This is a genomic window from Erythrobacter sp. GH1-10 (assembly GCF_045363165.1).
Lineage (GTDB): Bacteria > Pseudomonadota > Alphaproteobacteria > Sphingomonadales > Sphingomonadaceae > Erythrobacter.
On the sequence record NZ_JBJFLP010000001.1, the window covers coordinates 13565 to 30031 of the forward strand.

At 63.7% G+C, this 16467-nt stretch carries 14 protein-coding genes; 8 read left to right on the top strand and 6 right to left on the bottom strand.

The genetic code is table 11. The annotated features are described in order from the left end of the window. Positions 1–4: 4 nt before the first annotated feature. Together ccoN and ACI5KX_RS00085 are read right to left on the bottom strand one after the other, a co-directional pair. Entirely contained in the window at positions 5–1666 is a 1662-nt protein-coding gene (gene ccoN / locus ACI5KX_RS00080; protein ID WP_406808645.1) for a cytochrome-c oxidase, cbb3-type subunit I, read from the bottom strand. A gap of 94 nt (positions 1667–1760) precedes the next feature. After that, entirely contained in the window at positions 1761–2417 is a 657-nt protein-coding gene (locus ACI5KX_RS00085) for a helix-turn-helix domain-containing protein (RefSeq protein ID WP_406808646.1), read from the bottom strand. A gap of 255 nt (positions 2418–2672) precedes the next feature. Here ACI5KX_RS00085 and ACI5KX_RS00090 point away from each other — a divergent pair, with 255 nt between their 5' ends. Further along, on the top strand, positions 2673–3344 hold the full coding sequence (locus ACI5KX_RS00090) for an OmpW/AlkL family protein (protein ID WP_406808647.1): 672 nt from the start codon (positions 2673–2675) through the stop codon (positions 3342–3344). Positions 3345–3397: 53 nt separating this feature from the next. After that, complete coding sequence (locus ACI5KX_RS00095; protein WP_406808648.1) at positions 3398–4186, top strand: DUF2189 domain-containing protein; 789 nt, start codon at positions 3398–3400, stop codon at positions 4184–4186. A gap of 10 nt (positions 4187–4196) precedes the next feature. Here the strand turns inward: ACI5KX_RS00095 and ACI5KX_RS00100 are convergent, their stop codons facing one another. Next, positions 4197–5972: a sodium:solute symporter family protein gene (locus ACI5KX_RS00100; RefSeq protein ID WP_406808649.1), complete on the bottom strand. Its 1776-nt coding sequence runs from the start codon at positions 5970–5972 to the stop codon at positions 4197–4199. Positions 5973–5985: 13 nt separating this feature from the next. Next, on the bottom strand, positions 5986–6291 hold the full coding sequence (locus ACI5KX_RS00105; protein WP_406808650.1) for a DUF4212 domain-containing protein: 306 nt from the start codon (positions 6289–6291) through the stop codon (positions 5986–5988). A gap of 228 nt (positions 6292–6519) precedes the next feature. Here ACI5KX_RS00105 and ACI5KX_RS00110 point away from each other — a divergent pair, with 228 nt between their 5' ends. From ACI5KX_RS00110 to fghA, 3 genes are read left to right on the top strand one after another with little or no spacing between them, the layout of a single operon-like run. Beyond that, on the top strand, positions 6520–7626 hold the full coding sequence (locus ACI5KX_RS00110; protein ID WP_406808651.1) for an S-(hydroxymethyl)glutathione dehydrogenase/class III alcohol dehydrogenase: 1107 nt from the start codon (positions 6520–6522) through the stop codon (positions 7624–7626). Then, positions 7626–7982, top strand: coding sequence for a cupin domain-containing protein (locus tag ACI5KX_RS00115; protein WP_406811282.1), 357 nt, complete (start codon positions 7626–7628; stop codon positions 7980–7982). Before ACI5KX_RS00110 ends, ACI5KX_RS00115 begins: the two co-directional genes overlap by 1 nt. Positions 7983–7989: 7 nt before the next feature. Then, positions 7990–8826, top strand: a complete 837-nt coding sequence (gene fghA / locus ACI5KX_RS00120; protein ID WP_406811283.1) for an S-formylglutathione hydrolase — start codon at positions 7990–7992, stop codon at positions 8824–8826. Here the strand turns inward: fghA and ACI5KX_RS00125 are convergent. After that, a complete protein-coding gene (locus ACI5KX_RS00125; protein WP_406808652.1) occupies positions 8823–9335 on the bottom strand; it encodes a flavin reductase family protein in 513 nt (170 codons plus the stop codon). The genes fghA and ACI5KX_RS00125 overlap by 4 nt on opposite strands. Before the next feature lie 216 nt (positions 9336–9551). Here ACI5KX_RS00125 and nhaA point away from each other — a divergent pair, with 216 nt between their 5' ends. Continuing rightward, complete coding sequence (gene nhaA / locus ACI5KX_RS00130) at positions 9552–10745, top strand: Na+/H+ antiporter NhaA (RefSeq protein WP_406808653.1); 1194 nt, start codon at positions 9552–9554, stop codon at positions 10743–10745. Then, complete coding sequence (locus ACI5KX_RS00135; RefSeq protein WP_406808654.1) at positions 10742–11608, top strand: alpha/beta fold hydrolase; 867 nt, start codon at positions 10742–10744, stop codon at positions 11606–11608. Before nhaA ends, ACI5KX_RS00135 begins: the two co-directional genes overlap by 4 nt. A 9-nt stretch (positions 11609–11617) precedes the next feature. On the opposite strand, the gene ACI5KX_RS00140 is transcribed toward ACI5KX_RS00135, so the two are convergent. Beyond that, the gene (locus ACI5KX_RS00140) at positions 11618–14920 is read right to left on the bottom strand and encodes an amidohydrolase family protein (RefSeq protein WP_406808655.1); all 3303 of its coding nucleotides are present in this window, start codon (positions 14918–14920) and stop codon (positions 11618–11620) included. A 42-nt stretch (positions 14921–14962) separates the two neighbouring features. On the opposite strand from ACI5KX_RS00140, the gene ACI5KX_RS00145 reads away from it, so the two are divergent. Next, positions 14963–16408 (top strand): APC family permease, encoded by a 1446-nt coding sequence (locus ACI5KX_RS00145; RefSeq protein ID WP_406808656.1) that lies wholly within the window; start codon positions 14963–14965, stop codon positions 16406–16408. The last annotated feature ends 59 nt before the right edge of the window (positions 16409–16467 follow it).

A 16467-nucleotide genomic window follows, 5' to 3' on the forward strand; every position in this document is an offset into this window, starting at 1 on the left:
CTCCTTATTCGGCCGGTTGGGCTTGGGGTGGCAGAGGCCGGTCGGCGGCCTCGTCGAGCGAGTTCGAATGCAGCGGTGCCTCTTCGCGCAAGTGGCCGGCGATGGTCATCCAGATGTTGAAGACCATGATGAGAGCGCCCGCGAGGTACATCGCCCCGCCGAAAGCGCGCATCAGGTACATCGGGTGCAAGGCCTCGACCGTGTCGACGAAGCTGTTCACCAGGAAGCCGTCGGCACCGTATTCACGCCACATCAGGCCCTGGGTAATGCCGGCGACCCACATGCTCGCGGCGTAGAAAACGATCCCGGCGGTCGCGAGCCAGAAGTGCCAGTTGATCATCCGCAGCGAATACAGCCGCTCACGCTGCCACAACCGCGGTACGAGGAAATAGACGCACGCAAAAGTGATCATGCCGTTCCACCCGAGCGCGCCGGAATGGACATGGCCGATGGTCCAGTCGGTATAGTGCGAGAGGCTGTTGACCGCCTTGATCGAAAGCATCGGCCCTTCGAACGTGCTCATCCCGTAAAAGGCGAGCGCGAGCACCATCATGCGGATGATCGGATCGGTGCGGATCTTGTCCCACGCGCCGTTCAGCGTCATCAGCCCGTTGATCATGCCGCCCCAGCTCGGCATCCACAGCATCACCGAGAACACCATTCCGAGCGTCTGCGCCCAGTCGGGCAGCGCGGTGTAGTGGAGGTGGTGCGGCCCCGCCCAGATGTAGAGGAAGATCAGCGACCAGAAGTGGATGATCGACAGGCGGTAGGAATAGACCGGCCGGTTCGCCTGCTTCGGGACGAAGTAATACATCATCGCCAGGAAGCCCGCGGTGAGGAAGAAGCCGACCGCGTTGTGGCCGTACCACCACTGGGTCAGCGCATCCTGCACGCCCGCGAAGGCGCTATAGCTGCGCGAACCCAACAGGCTGACCGGCATCGCCAGGTTGTTGACGACATGCAGCATCGCCACGGTCACGATGAAGGCGAGGTAGAACCAGTTGGCGACGTAGATATGCGGCTCGCGGCGGCGCAGGATCGTGGCGACGAACACCGCGAGATAGGCGACCCACACGATCGTCAGCCACAGGTCGACATACCATTCGGGCTCGGCATATTCCTTCGACTGGGTAACGCCGAGCAGGTAGCCGGTGGCCGCCAGCACAATGAACAGCTGGTAGCCCCAGAATACGAACCGGGCGAGGTTCGGCAGGGCGAGCGTGGTGCGACAGGTGCGCTGAACCACATAGAAACTGGTCGCCAGCAGCGCGTTGCCGCCGAAGGCGAAGATTACGGCGGACGTGTGCAGCGGGCGCACCCGGCCGAAATTGAGCCAGGGTTCGATATTGAGGATCGGGAAAGCCATCTGCAGCGCGATGAAGACCCCCGCGAGCAGCCCGGCAATGCCCCAGAACATCGTCGCGATGACGCCCCAGCGGATTACGTCATCATCATATTGCGATGGCCCTGGAGGCATACGGAAAATGCTCTGCGCCCGGGCCAGCGGGTCGTAATTGCGCAGTGTTGCAATGATCACGATCCCCACCGCCAAAACGACGATGAACATGTGAATCGCAAAGCCGGTGTCCTGCGCTCCGATCAGTGCGACCATCGCCAAGAGCAGGACAAGCGTCCAGGCTCCTAGCCGTCCAAAGACTGCTTCCATGGTTTAGATCCCCTTGTTCGCAGGAACGAGTAAGCCACTTCGGGCCCGAGAGTATTTGATCCAGATCAATTCCGTCGCAGGGCGCCCGGAACTATCATGCGCCCGCCTCGTTTTTCAGCGCGTCGATATCGGGCAGCGCGACTAGCGAGCGACCCGAAGTGGACAGCAGCCCCTCTTCGCGCAGGTCTGTGAATTGCCGACTCACGGTCTCGATGGTCAGGCCGAGACTGTCCCCGATATCGCCGCGCCCCATCGGCAGGACGAATTCGCACTCACCGTGCGTGCAGCCGCAAAGACGTTTTGCCATCGAGATCAGGAAGCCGGCGACACGCTGGCGCGCGGTCTGGTGTCCGAGGCGCATCATCCTCGTTCTTGTGCGCTGGAGCGATTCGAGCGATTTGATCAGGACCGAACGCAAGACGGCAGGATCGTCTTGAGCGACGTCGAGAAACTCGTCTGCCGAGAACACCAGCAGGTCGGTCTCGCTCAGCGCAACGAGACTCGATCCGCCTTCGCCCCTACGCTGGAGCGACACGATATCGCCGGGGAAATGGAATCCCATCACATGCCGGGCCGGACCCGAAGACGTCGCAGCCGGGCCTGCGCGAGGCGTGCCGGGGCTTTCCTGCACCAGCAGCTTGGCGGCGCCGCTTGCGATGTAGACGAGGCGGTGTTCGTTTTCGCCCGACGGCAGTTCCACCCCCGGCGACAACGTGATGGCTTGTCCGATTGCGCACAACTTGTCGGCCACCCCTTGCGCCCCCGGCCCGCACGGGATCGCGGCGCGAAACGACGCGAAGCTGAAGGATTCGGAAGGGGGCGAAACGCTTGCCATGTTGCAGCAGCCAATTGCACCGCGCGCTGGTCCCGTCTTTGATCAGGATCAAGCCGGGCGATTTGATTTCCATCAATGAGGCCGGCGGATACCTGCGCCAAAGACCCTCCCACAGGCAGCAAGAACCCTGGGCCGCGAAGGGCGGCCGCTGCTGCCGAAGAGGGATGACACATGAAATACCTACTGGCTCCGGTCTGCGCAGCGCTTGCACTGGCAGCTTCCCCCGCCTCGGCCGAAAACGAGGCAGGCGACGTCCAGTTCAAGCTCGTCATGACCGGCGTTCTGCCCGACGGCGAGATCGACCAGTTGAACGTCGACCTTGTCGGTCTGCCTGCGGGCACCGACACAGCGGCCAACGACAATTATGTGCCGACTATCGCGATAGAGTATTTCGTGAGCGAGAACTTCTCGATCGAGACGATCGCGGGCACCACCCAGCACGATGTCGACGCGGTTTCGGGCTTCGCTCCAGGAACCGAGCTCGTCTCGGATGCGCTGCTGCTGCCCGCAACCGTGACAGCCAAGGCCCATCTCGATGCGGGCCCGGTGAAGCCGTACATCGGCGCGGGCGCGGCCTATTTCATCTGGCTGAAGGACGATCCCGGCGCGGCGACAGTGCCGCTCGGAGTCACGGAAACCAACCTGTCCGACGAATTCGGCTTTGTGCTCCAGGCCGGCTTCGACGTCCCGCTCGGCGATGGCGGATTCGGGCTTACGGTCGATGCCAAGCGCTACTTCATCAACACGACCGCGCAATGGTTCGCCGGGAACACGCTGGTGATCGAGACCGAGCACAATCTCGATCCCTGGGTTTTGAGCGCAGGTGTCGCCTATCGCTTCTGACACGTACGAGCGACTAGCGGCGATTTGTCGATTGGGAGAGGAGCAGAAGCCGTTTGACTACGATTGAACCAATGCGCCCCGCACCGATCGCGATCGCGAACGATCTCGCTGTGAAAGATCTTCGCGCCGCGCTCGGTGCGGGTTGGCGCGACTTCGCCGCCCGCCCCGGGTACGGGCTGTTCTTCGGCGCGATCTTCGCGGTCTCGGGGCTGGTGCTCGGCTACCTGTTGCTGGCTCGCGGAGAACCGGAGTGGCTGATCCCGGCAGCGGCGGGCTTTCCGCTGCTTGCTCCGTTCACGGCGGTCGGGCTTTACGAAGTCAGCCGCCGCCGCGAAGCCAATCTGCCGACGAGCTGGTCCGTCATCCTCGGTGCGCTCAAGGGCCGCGGAGACGAACAGATCTTGAGCATGGGCGTGATCCTGTTCGTGGCTTTCGGCTTCTGGATCATCGTCGCGCATGGTGTCTTCGCCGTGTTCATGGCCGAAGCCGGAGCGGGCGCGGAATCGCTGGCCTTTCTGACGACACCCGCGGGCCTGACGATGCTCGGGGTCGGAAGCGTGTTCGGCGCCCTGATCGCGCTCGCTTTCTATTCGATCACCGTCGTCAGCCTGCCGATGCTGGTCGATCGCAAGGTCGATTTCCTGACGGCGATCATCACCAGCCTGCGGGCATTCAGGACGCATCTCGCGGTCCTGCTGGTGTGGGCCGCCTTCGTCGCAGCCGCGCTGTTTGTAGCGATGTTGCCCGCATTTCTCGGACTACTGATCGTGCTCCCCGTGCTGGGGCATTCGACGTGGCACCTCTATCGCCGGATCGTCGACTCCGCGCCCGCTACGGAGTAGCCCGCCGCGGTCAGTGGTTTTTGGCGCTTCCCGCCCCTCGCGGCACGCGGATCAGGTCCACCAGCATGCGGATTTCGGGCGGGACGGGTCGCGTCATCTTCGCCACTGCGATGGCGACAGCGAAATTGACCAGCATCCCGATCGCGCCGATGCCTTCCGGCGATATCCCGAACAGCCAGTTTTCGGGGATGTTGGCCGCTGGCTCCAGCAGCTTGAAATAGGCGATGTAGGCGAAGGTGAAGAGCAGGCCCGAAACCATTCCGGCGATCGCGCCTTCGCGGTTCATCGACTTCGAGAAGATACCCATGAAGATTGCCGGAAACAGGCTCGAGGCGGCCAGTCCGAACGCGAACGCGACGACCTGCGCCACCCAGCCCGGCGGATAGATGCCGAGATAGCCCGCGATCACGATCGCCGCCGTCGCCGCGATACGCGCCGCAAGGAGCTCGGTTTTGGGAGAGATTTCGGGCGCGAAGGTGCTCTTGAGCAGATCGTGGCTGATCGAGCTCGAGATCACCAGCAAGAGGCCCGCCGCCGTCGATAGCGCCGCGGCGAGACCGCCCGCCGCCATCAGCGCGACGACCCAGCCGGGCAGGCCCGCGATTTCGGGATTGGCTAGAACCATGATGTCGCGATCGACATAGACCTCGTTCGCGGCATCAGGGTTTGGCGGATTCGCAATCAGCCGCTCCCCCCAAGGCCCGTCCTCGCCGGTGAAGGCCGGCTTGCCTTCGAAGGCATCGCCCGAGCGATACTGCATCACCCCGTCGCCGTTCTTGTCCTGCCACGCGATGAGATCCGCGCCCTCCCAATTGGTGAACCAGCTTTCCGCCTCGGCATATTCCGTGCCGTCGGTCTTGTTGATGAAATTGTACATGCCGAACGCGCCGACCGCCGGAGCGGTGGTGTAGAGGAGGGCGATGAAGATCAGCGCCCAACCGGCCGATTTGCGCGCATCCGACGCTTTGGGCACAGTGAAGAAGCGCACGATCACATGCGGCAGGCCTGCCGTTCCGACCATCAGCGCCATGGTGATGCAGAACATGTCGATCGTGCTCTTCGACCCGGCGGTGTACTGGTTGAACCCAAGCTCGACGAGCACGTTGTCGAGCTTCTGCAACACATACATGCCCGATCCGTCATTCAGCTCCGACCCGAGGCCGATCTGGGGGATCGGATTGCCTGTCAGCATCATGCTGATGAAGAAGGCCGGGACCATATAGGCGAAGATCAGCACGCAATATTGCGCGACCTGGGTGTAGGTGATGCCTTTCATCCCGCCCATCACGGCGTAGACGAAGACGATCCCCATCCCGATGATCACCCCCATCGTGATGTCCACCTGGAGGAATTGCGAGAACACGATTCCCACACCGCGCATTTGCCCCGCAATGTAGGTGAAGCTGATGAAAATCAGGCAGATCACCGCGACCACCCGTGCCGCCTTGGAATAATATCGCGTGCCGATGAAGTCGGGCACGGTGTACTGGCCGAACTTGCGCAGATACGGCGCGAGCAGCAGCGCGAGCATGACGAAGCCCCCGGTCCACCCCATCAGGTAAACCGAGGCGTCGTAGCCCATGAACGCGATCAGCCCTGCCATCGACAGGAAGCTCGCGGCGCTCATCCAGTCCGCCGCAGTCGCCATACCGTTGACGACCGGATTCACCCCGCCGCCTGCGACATAGAAATCCTGCGTCGAACCCGCCCGGCTCCAAATCGCAATACCGATGTACAGCGCGAAGCTGGCACCTACGAAGAGGTAGATCAGGGTTTGCGTTTCCATCGCTCGCGCGCCCTCAATCGTCGAGATCGTATTTGCGCTCGATCTGGCGCATGCGGATCACGTAGACGAAGATCAGCGCGATGAAGATGTAGATCGAGCCCTGCTGCGCGAACCAGAAACCGAGCGGATATCCCCCGAGGCTGAATTGGTCGAGGAAATCGCGAAACAGGATCCCCGCGCCGAAGGAGCAGGCGAACCAGATCGTCATTAGGGTGGCGAGCAGCCGGATATTCTCGCGCCAATAGGCCCCCTCGGCCGCGTTTTTCGCATCGCGATCCCCGCGTCCTTTTTCAACCTCGCCCGATTTCGAATCTTCCATACCCCGTGCCTCCCGCCACGGCCCTGCCTTATCTGCAAGCCACACGATGAAGGCTAGAGCGAAAGCGAATAAGTCGCGAGAGGGACTTTCGGGATTCACCCGACCAAGCGCGGATGCGACCGGAACGGATATGCGCAGCCGGTCGTATTTGCAGGCAGGGCCCCTCGCCATGGCTCGAGGCCGTGCTATGCGAGAAACGCGAACCCGAGATTCAAGAAGGATACCCCCATGAAGACCCGCGCTGCCGTCGCCTTCGAAGCCAAGAAGCCGCTCGAAATCGTCGAACTCGACCTTGAAGGCCCCAAGGCGGGCGAGGTGCTGGTGGAGATCATGGCGACCGGCATCTGCCACACCGATGCCTACACGCTCGACGGGCTCGACAGCGAGGGCATCTTCCCCTCGATCCTCGGCCACGAAGGCTGCGGGGTGGTGCGCGAGGTCGGCGCGGGTGTCACCAGCGTGAAGCCGGGCGACCACGTGATCCCGCTCTACACGCCCGAATGTCGCCAGTGCAAAATGTGCCTTTCGGGCAAGACCAATCTCTGCTCGGCGATCCGCGCGACGCAGGGGCAGGGCCTGATGCCCGACGGCACCAGCCGCTTCAGCTACAAGGGCGAGACGATCTACCACTACATGGGCTGTTCGACCTTCTCGAACTTCACCGTGCTGCCAGAAATCGCGGTGGCGAAGATCCGCGATGACGCGCCATTCGACACCACCTGCTATGTCGGTTGCGGGGTGACGACCGGCGTCGGTGCGGTCACGAATACCGCCAAGGTCCAGCCGGGCGATACTGTCGTGGTGTTCGGCCTCGGCGGGATCGGGCTCAACGTGATCCAGGGCGCCAAGATGGCGGGGGCCGACCGCATCGTCGGCGTCGACATCAATCCGGCCAAGAAGGAATGGGGCGAAAAATTCGGCATGACCGATTTCGTCAATCCGAAAGAGGCCGGCAATGTGGTCGAGACGCTCGTCGACATGCTCGATGGAGGCGCGGACTACTCGTTCGACTGTACAGGCAACACCGATGTGATGCGCGACGCGCTCGAATGCTGTCACAAGGGCTGGGGCACTTCGATCATCATCGGCGTGGCCGAGGCGGGCAAGGAAATCAGTACCCGTCCGTTCCAGTTGGTGACGGGGCGCAACTGGCGCGGCACCGCATTCGGCGGGGCAAAGGGCCGCACCGACGTTCCCAAGATCGTCGACTGGTACATGAACGGCAAGATCGCGATCGATCCGATGATCACCCACCGCCTGACGCTGGACGAGATCAATACGGGCTTCGATCTCATGCACGCCGGCGAAAGCATCCGCGCGGTGGTGGTGTATTGATGGTGGAAAAGGTCAATCTGGAAGCGAAGTTCGCGCTGTTCTCGGAGCATTGGGCACCGCGTCTCGCCGCGCGCTATAACGGCAACGAAGTGCGCCTCGCCAAGGTCGAAGGCGAGTTCCACTGGCACCACCATCCCGAGACCGACGAGCTCTTCCTGGTGATCGAGGGCGAGCTCGACATGGAGTTCCGCGACCGCACCGAGCATCTGTCGACCGGCGACCTCATCGTCGTCCCGCGCGGAGTCGAGCACCGTCCCTGCGCGCGCTCGGGTGAGGTTAAGCTGCTGGTGATGGACGCCGAAGGCACGCCCAACACCGGCGACGAGGCGACCGCGTTCAAGCCGGTGGAGGTATAGCGTGGCAATCGAGTCAGTTTCCGAAGTGTGCAGCCACGGCGGTGTGCAGGGCGTCTACTCGCACCAGTCGCAAGAAACCGGGACCGAAATGACCTTTGCGGTCTTCGTGCCTCCGCACGAGCCGGGCGCAAAGCTGCCGGTGCTGTGGTATCTCTCCGGCCTCACCTGCACCCATGCCAACGTGATGGAGAAAGGCGAATACCGCGCAGCCTGCGCCGAGCACGGCCTCGTCTTCATCGCGCCCGACACCTCCCCGCGCGGCGGCGATGTGCCCGATAGCGCGGACGAGTACGATTTCGGCAAGGGCGCGGGCTTCTATGTCGATGCGACGCGCGAGCCGTGGTCCAAGCACTATCGCATGCGCTCGTATATCGAGCGCGAATTGCCGGAAGTCATCGCCGAGAATTTCGCTTTCGACATGGACCGCCAGTCGGTCACGGGGCATTCGATGGGAGGCCACGGCGCACTAACCATCGGCTTGCGCAACCCCGAGCGATTTCGCTCGGTCAGCGCCTTTGCCCCGATCGTCGCGCCATCGCAGGTGCCCTGGGGCGAGAAAGCGCTGGGCCGCTATCTCGGCGACGATCGAGTATCGTGGCGCGAATACGATGCGGTCGCGCTAATAGAGGACGGCGCGAGCTTGCCGGAACTGCTGGTCGACCAGGGCTCCGCCGACAATTTCCTCGAGGAGCAGTTGCAGACGCATCGGCTCGTCGATGCCTGCCGGTCGGCGAACATAGACGCCGATATTCGCATGCAGGAAGGCTACGACCACTCCTATTTCTTCATCTCGACCTTCATGCCCGAGCATATCGCCTGGCATGCCGGTCGCTTGAAGCTCTAGCCGTCGATGGCGCGGAAGTGCCCGTTGAAGAAACCGAGCGCGCGCGGCTCCCCGCTTCCCGAAGTCTCCATCGCCTGCACTTCGCCTAGGATCAGGGTGTGATCGCCCGCGGGATGGGCGGCCCAGCGTCTGCATTCGATGGTGGCCAGTGCATCCCTGATTACCGGCATCCCGTTTGAAGTGCGCCTGAAGTCCGCGGGGGTCAGCGCGCTGTCTCCGCGTGCAGCATAGCGCCGGGCGAGCGCCTGCTGGTCGCCGGCCAGAATACTGATCGCGAAATCCTCGGCTTCGAGATACTCCTCATACTGGCTCGCGGAATTCTGCAGGTTCCAGCACACCAGCATCGGATCGAGCGAGACCGATACGAGCGAATTGACCGTCATCCCCGATATGCCGTGCTCGGCCTCGGGCATGTCGAACGACACCACGCACACGCCGGTGGCGAACAAGCTCATCAGCTTGCGGAACTCGGCCTGTGTGGCCGGGTCTGCCGGGCGGGTGTCGGACACAAATGCTCTCCGTGCGGGATGGATGAAGGGCTAACGGGCTCTTGCAACGCGCGTTCCCTTACAGCGCGGCAATTGTCAATTGATGCGGGACAGGCGCCGGTCTGCGCAACGCTTTTCGAAATCGAGCAAAAGCGGTCGATTTTCGGGCACCGATGCGCCGGACGCGCGTTGGGGAAGCAAGGTTACATTGTATCACAGGCAAGGGATGGGTGAACGATGATCGATCGCGTCGGCGAAGCGATGAAGGACTTCCTGAAACAGGAAAGTGCGGGCGGCATAGTGCTGATCGTGGCGGCGGCGCTTGCGCTGGTGATCGCCAACACGCCCGCAGCCGGTGCCTATTTCGGCGCGCTCGAGACCAAGCTCAACCTGTCCTACGGCAGCTTCGCGATCGACAAGCCGCTGCTCCTCTGGATCAACGACGGCCTGATGGCGATCTTCTTCTTCCTGATCGGTCTCGAGGTGAAACGCGAGATTCTGGAAGGCCAGCTGTCGAGCTGGGACAAGGCCTCGCTGCCGCTCCTCGCCGCCATCGGCGGGATGGCGATCCCGGCGCTGATCTTCGTGGGCTTCAACTGGGATTCGCCCGAGACGATCGACGGCTGGGCGATTCCCGCCGCAACCGACATCGCTTTTGCTCTGGGCATCCTCTCGCTGCTCGGCCCGAGGGTGCCCGTGGCCCTGAAGGCGCTTCTGCTTGCGGTGGCGGTGATCGACGATATCGGCGCGATCACGATCATCGCGCTGTTCTACTCGGGCGAGTTGAAGCTCGATATGCTGCTCAGCGCGGGCTTCACCCTGCTGGTCCTCGCCTTGATCGGCCGCGCGAAATTCGGCTCACGCATTCCTTACGTGCTGTTGACCGTGCTGATGTGGGTGTTTGTGCTGAAGTCCGGTGTTCACGCAACGCTGGCCGGGGTCGCCGCTGCCTTCTGCGTGCCGATGGTGACGCGTCACGGCGAACGCTTGCTCGAGGACATGGAGCACGGGCTGCACTATTGGGTCGCGTTCCTGATCATCCCGATCTTCGGCTTCGCCAATGCGGGCGTATCGCTCGTGGGCATTTCCCCCAGCGACTTGCTGGCACCGCTGCCGCTCGGCATCGCGCTCGGCCTGCTGATCGGCAAACAGATCGGCATCTTCGGCTTCGCCTGGCTCGGGGTGAAGATGGGCCTTGCCAAGCTGCCCGAGAATGTCGGGTGGAAGCAGATCCACGGCCTCTCGCTGCTCGCCGCGATCGGTTTCACCATGAGCCTGTTCATCGGCAATCTCGCCTTCACCGATGCGAGCCAGGTCGATGCGGTCAAGCTCGGCGTGCTCTCGGGATCGCTGGTTGCGGCTTTTGCCGGTTTCTTCCTGCTCAAGGCTGTCTTGCCTAAGGCTGCAGCGGAGGATACCGGCGGCGCATGAGGCCAGCCGCGCGCACCATCAGAGTCAACGGGATCAGCCTCGCCTATTTCGAATGGCGCGGCAAAACGGGAAGCCAGGAACCACCGCTGGTCTTCGCGCATGCGACGGGCTTCCACGCCCGCGTGTGGGACGCAGTGATCGAACATTTTCCGGAGCGCCGCGTCCTCTCGCTCGACCTGCGCGGGCATGGCCGCTCCGAAGGCAAGCCGGTCGATCACTGGAAGGTGTTCAGCGAGGATGTCGAGACATTCCTCGATCAGCTGCGCATCCGTAACGCCATCGGCGTCGGGCATTCGATGGGCGCGCATACGCTGCTGCAATGCGCCGCCGACAAGCCCGGAGCCTTCAGCAGGCTCGTGCTGTTCGATCCGGTGATCCTCGCGCCGGAATTCTACGCGGCCCCGGACCCGCTCTTCAGTTCCGACACCCCGCATCCTGCAATCCGCCGCAAGCGCGATTTCAAAAGCGTTGAAGAGATGATCGAGCGCTTCCGCGACCGCGATCCCTACAACCTGTTCGATCCACGGGTGTTCGAGGATTACTGCCGCTACGGCCTGCTCCGGAGCAAGCAGGGCGACTGGCTGGAACTCGCCTGCCTCCCCGAGATGGAAGCGAGCGTCTACGCCTCGAGCCGCAGCAATGCAGGCATCCTCGATGCGGCCGAGTCGGTCGAAATCCCCACGCTGGTCGTGCGCGCCCGGCAGACCGAGGAGCGCGACTTCAAGGGCTCGCCAACCTGGCCGCCGCTCGCCTCGACCATGCCGCAGGGCACGGACATGCCCCGTCCCGACATGACGCATTTCCACCCGTTCCAGGACCCGGCCGACGCGGCACGGATCATCCGCGAATTCGCCTCGGGCTGACGCCGAGGATCAGTCCCCGTCGGCGTGCGCCCCGGCGGCGTGCGCGGCAGCGGGCGATCCGTCCCCGCCGCTGCCTTCCCAGAAGTATGGCAGCCGCTTGCTGTCGCCGGTCGTCACCTCGTTCATCGTCTTGGAATCGTAGAGCCGCCCGCCGAGCATCACCTGCTCGATATCGTCCGAATTGCGGATATCGACGCTCGGGTCGGCGCTGAGGATCACGAGGTCCGCAAGCTTGCCGACCTCGAGACTGCCGATATCGTTCGCCATGCCGAGCGACTGCGCCGGCATGATCGTGCCCGTCTTGAGCGCCGCGACCGGGCTCATCCCGCCGCGTGCGAAGCTCCACAGCTCCCAATGCGCCCCGACACCGGCCTGCTGGCCGTGCGCCCCGATCGACACCTTGACCCCGCGCTCGGCGAGCTTCTTCGCCTCGCGCGCGGCGTTGTCGTCGACAAAGGCCCAGTCGGGCGCCTTGGTCCGCCGCGCGGTCGCCGCGAGCAGCTGTTTGGGCGGTGTGTGGACCATCAGCGGGTTGTCGAACACATCGGTCGCCTGCCGCCAATAGGGATCGCCCGCGAGCCCGCCATAGGTAACCGCCAGCGTCGGCGTGTAGTTCGAGTTCGACTGTCCGAAGAACTGCAGCACGTCTTCGTAGAACACGTCGCCGGGAACGTTGTGCTCGATCGTCGAATTGCCATCGGCGACGAGGTTCATGTCCATCCCGAACAGCGAACCGCCCTCGGCCACATTGAGCATGTTCTCCTCGGCAGCGGCGCGCGCGACCATCTGGCGCTGTTCGCGGCGCGGCTGGTTGTAGTTCTTCACCGAAATGCCGCCCTGCGCCTTGATCCGGCGCACATGCGCGAGCGCGTCTTCGTAAGTGTCGATCCGCGCGTAGACGCTCGGCGCTTTCGCGCCGTAAATGATCTCCCCGGTCGAGAAGATGCGCGGGCCGAGGATCCTGCCCGCCTGCTGCTGCTCGGCAGCGGCGAAGACGAGGCTCGCTTGGCTCGACGGGTTGTGGATCGTGGTCACGCCCATCGCGAGGTCCTGCAACAGCGTCCAGTTCTGCTGCGGCACGATGTCGCCGGTGCCATAGGGCCCGTGGGCGTGCGCGTCGACGAGGCCGGGCATGATCACCTTGCCGCTGGCATCGACCGTGACCGCACCGCTCGGCACGCTCACTTCACTGGACGGGCCGACGGCGACGATCCGGTCGCCTTCGATCACGATCGTACCGTTCTCGATCACGCCCGCGTCGTCCATCTCGAGGCCTGCCGCCATCGTCAGGATACGCGCGCCGGTGATCGCGACCGTGCCGGTCGGCTTGTCGGCGTTGACGGTGACCGCCATCGAAATGCCGGTTTCGGGCGGGGAATAGCCTTCCTCTTCACCCTCGCCCTTCGGCGCGCTGCGGAAGAATTCCTCGACCTGCGCGGAAAGCAGCGTCGGGCCGATCGACCAGAACAGCGTCTCGCCTCCGCGCGCCCAGCCGATATAGTCGGCTCCGCCGGTCGACACCTTGGTCACGGGCAACGCGCCAGTCTTCTCGCTGACATCGACGACCTTGCCGCCCGGGATTACCGGCATGGCAAAGACTTCGTAATTCTGGCGGAAGGCGATGGTCTTGCCATCGGGCGCGATGCGGAAATCGTTGGCGAGATCGCCGCGTGCATGGACCCGCTTGGCCTCGCCATCGAGCTCGGTCGAGATTAGTGCGAATTTGCCGTCTTCGCTGGCGGTCATGAAGATCCGTCCGTTCTCGGCGCCGAATTGCGGGTTCGAGCCCGAGCGCGAGACCTGCACCGGATCTCCTCCATAGGTGGTCTGGATGTAGATCCCGGTGTTCTCTGAATACTCGGGCGAAGTGAGGTAACCGCCCGAGCGCTTTTCATAGGCGATCATCCGCCCGTCGGGGGACCATGCAAGGTTGCCGTAATGGCCCGGCTCGTCCGAAAGCACGCTGGCATTCTCACCGTCGGCATCCGCCACCACGATCCGGCCCAGACCTTCGTCGGTCCATCGCACGAAGGCGATCCGCGATCCGTCGCGGCTGTAGGCCGGGAAGGCTTCGACCGCATCGCTGCCGTCGCCGGTGAGCGGGCGCGGTGCATCGCGGCCGCGCGCCGATTTGGTGTAGAGCTTGCCGAGGCTTTCGAAGACGACGCGCGTCCCGTCGGGCGAAAGCGTGCCGAACTTCGCCATCTTGGTGGCGAAGCGATCGGGCGCGACGTCGATCACCGGATGCGGCGCATCGGCCACGCCGCGTGTGTCGCTGATCGAGAACGGGATCACCGCATGGCCGCTGCCGTCGCGATTCACGCGATTCAATTTCCCGCCCGCCCAGAACACGATGCTGCGGCTGTCGGGCGTCCAGTCCATGTTGGGATAGACCCCGGTCACCGCCCAGGTTTCCTGCAGGTCAAGATCGAGCGCGCCGTAGATCATCCGCTCCTTGCCCGTCGCGATATCCTTCACCCAAAGCTGGCTCTGGTCCTTGTCGCGGCGAACGAAGGCGATCTCCTTGCCGTCTGGCGAAGGTGCCGGGCGCACCGCACCGCCATAGCCATCGACTGCGGTGGTGACTTCGCCGGTTTCGAGTTCGACCTTCTCGATCGCGAAGATGCCGGTCTGCGAATCCTGCGCGTAGATGAAGGTGTTCCCGCCGGTGGTGTTGCGGGTGTAGTAGATCGCCTTGCCGTCGGGCGCGAAGGTCGGCTCGCCGAGTTCCTTCTGCAGCGCCTCGCTCGCGCGCTCGACGATCTGCACGCCGCCGCCGCCCGAGACGTGGTACATCCAGATTTCGCCGGTACCGAGCGAACGCTGCGTGGTGAAGTGCTTCTTCGCGGCGATGAATTCGCCGTCGGGCGACCAGGTCGGCTGGTTCATCAGCCGGAAGTCTTCCTTGGTGATCTGTCGCTTGTCCGACCCGTCACGGTTCATCACCCAGATGTTGTCGCCGCCCCCGCGATCCGAAGTGAAGGCAATCCGCGAGCCATCGGGCGAGAAGCGCGGATGCACTTCCCATGCGAGCCCTTCGGAAATCCGCGTCGGCGTGCCGCCGGTGATCGGCATGGTGTAGATATCGCCCAGCATCGAAAAGGCGATGGTCCGGCCATCGGGCGCGACGTCGACATCCATCCAGGTGCCCTCGTCGGTCTGGATCGCGACCTGCTCGATCGAGGCTCCCTTGGGCGCGGCGATATCCCACGTCTCGTCCCTCTGCTCCTCCTGCGCGGCGAGCGGCGCGGCGGTGACCGCGGCCCCGGCGAGCAAAGCGGCGGCGAAGGTGCGAATGGTGGAACGGTGCATATGGAATCTCCCCTGTGTTGGTGCGGGAAATTAGCGGGGTAGATGGAGATTGCTAGGGGGCTTTGCCCGGAGCGGGGCGTCGTTGGTCGAATTGAACGTTTCCCACCGTCCGATTTGACTTCGCGCAACCTGCCGTCATTCTGCGCCAAGGGGGGACGCGCTTCGCATTCCCGTGGGGGGAAAGCTTTGCAGGAATCACAGAAGCCACCGCGCGTGGTCGGGCCTGTGGGTGCGACGTTGATGAGCATCAACGGGATGATCGGGGCCGGCATCTTCGCCCTCCCCGCGCTGCTCCATGCCGAAGTCGGCAACTTTGCGCCGTGGCTGTTCCTGATCTTCGGACTGCTCTTCAGCGCCAGCATTCTGATATCGGCACGGCTGTCGAACATGTTCCGGTCATCGGGAGGTCCGCAGCTCTGGTCGCAAGCGGCCTTCGGACCGCTTGTCGGGTTCCTCGTCGGCTGGGTCATGGTGCTGGCGATGGCGGCAGGGCGGGCCGCCACGCTGTATGTCCTTGTCTCGTATCTCGCGATCATCTTCCCGGTGTTCGAAGAGCCGCTGGCACGCGGGCTGGCGCTGGCATTCCTGCTCGCCGCGATCACGGGGATCATCATTTCGGGCATGAAGAACAGCGTGGGGTCGCTGGCGGTCGGCACTGCGCTGAAGCTCACCCCGATCCTGCTGCTGTGCGGTGTGGCCTATGCCAGCGGCGGAATCGCCACCGAGTTCACGCTGCCGAATTTCGGTGCGTTCGAAAGCGTCGCATTGCTGGTCTATTTCGCCTTCTCGGGGGCCAATAATTCGAGTTATTCGGCGGGCGAACTCAAGAACCCCCGGCGCGACCTGCCGATGACGATGCTTGGCTCGCTCGGCCTGATCATCGTCTTCTACATGGCGGTGCAATGGGCCTATATCGCCGCCGGCGCGCCGCAGAGCGAAGGCGATGCGACGCCGCTCGCAGCGGCGGCCGAGGCGGTCATGGGCAATACCGGCATGCTGTTGCTGAGCCTTGCAGCGATCTTCTCGATCGCGACCAACGCGCTCGCGTTTTTCATCGCCGGGCCGCGCGTCGTCTTTGCGATGGCGGATCGCGGGCTTCTGCCGGCGAGTTTCGCGCATGTCTCCCCGAGGCTGGAGACCCCCGACCGAGCGGTGATCCTGTTCTCGGCCATTGTCGCGCTGATGCTGGCGAGCGGAGCTTTCACCTTCCTCGCCACGGTGACTTCGCTCGGCGCGCAGCTTGTCACACTGCTGATCGTCGGCAGCTTCGCCGTGCTGATGCGCCGCGCTGACGACCGCCACGACGGGCGCCTTGCCGTCTATTGGTGGCCGGTCATGGTCGTATGCGCCGGGTTCGCCGTCTTCACGATCATCCAGGCACCGGCGAGTGCGTTCGCTCTGCTGGCTGTGCTGCTCGTCGTCGGGACCGGGCTCTATTTCGTGGCACGGCGCGGAGAGACCCATGTGCCCGAGCCGGAATTCGACTGATCGGCTGGTCGAAGCCGGACTTGGGGGAATGGCGGCATACGGCTGATTGACTTGGCGAA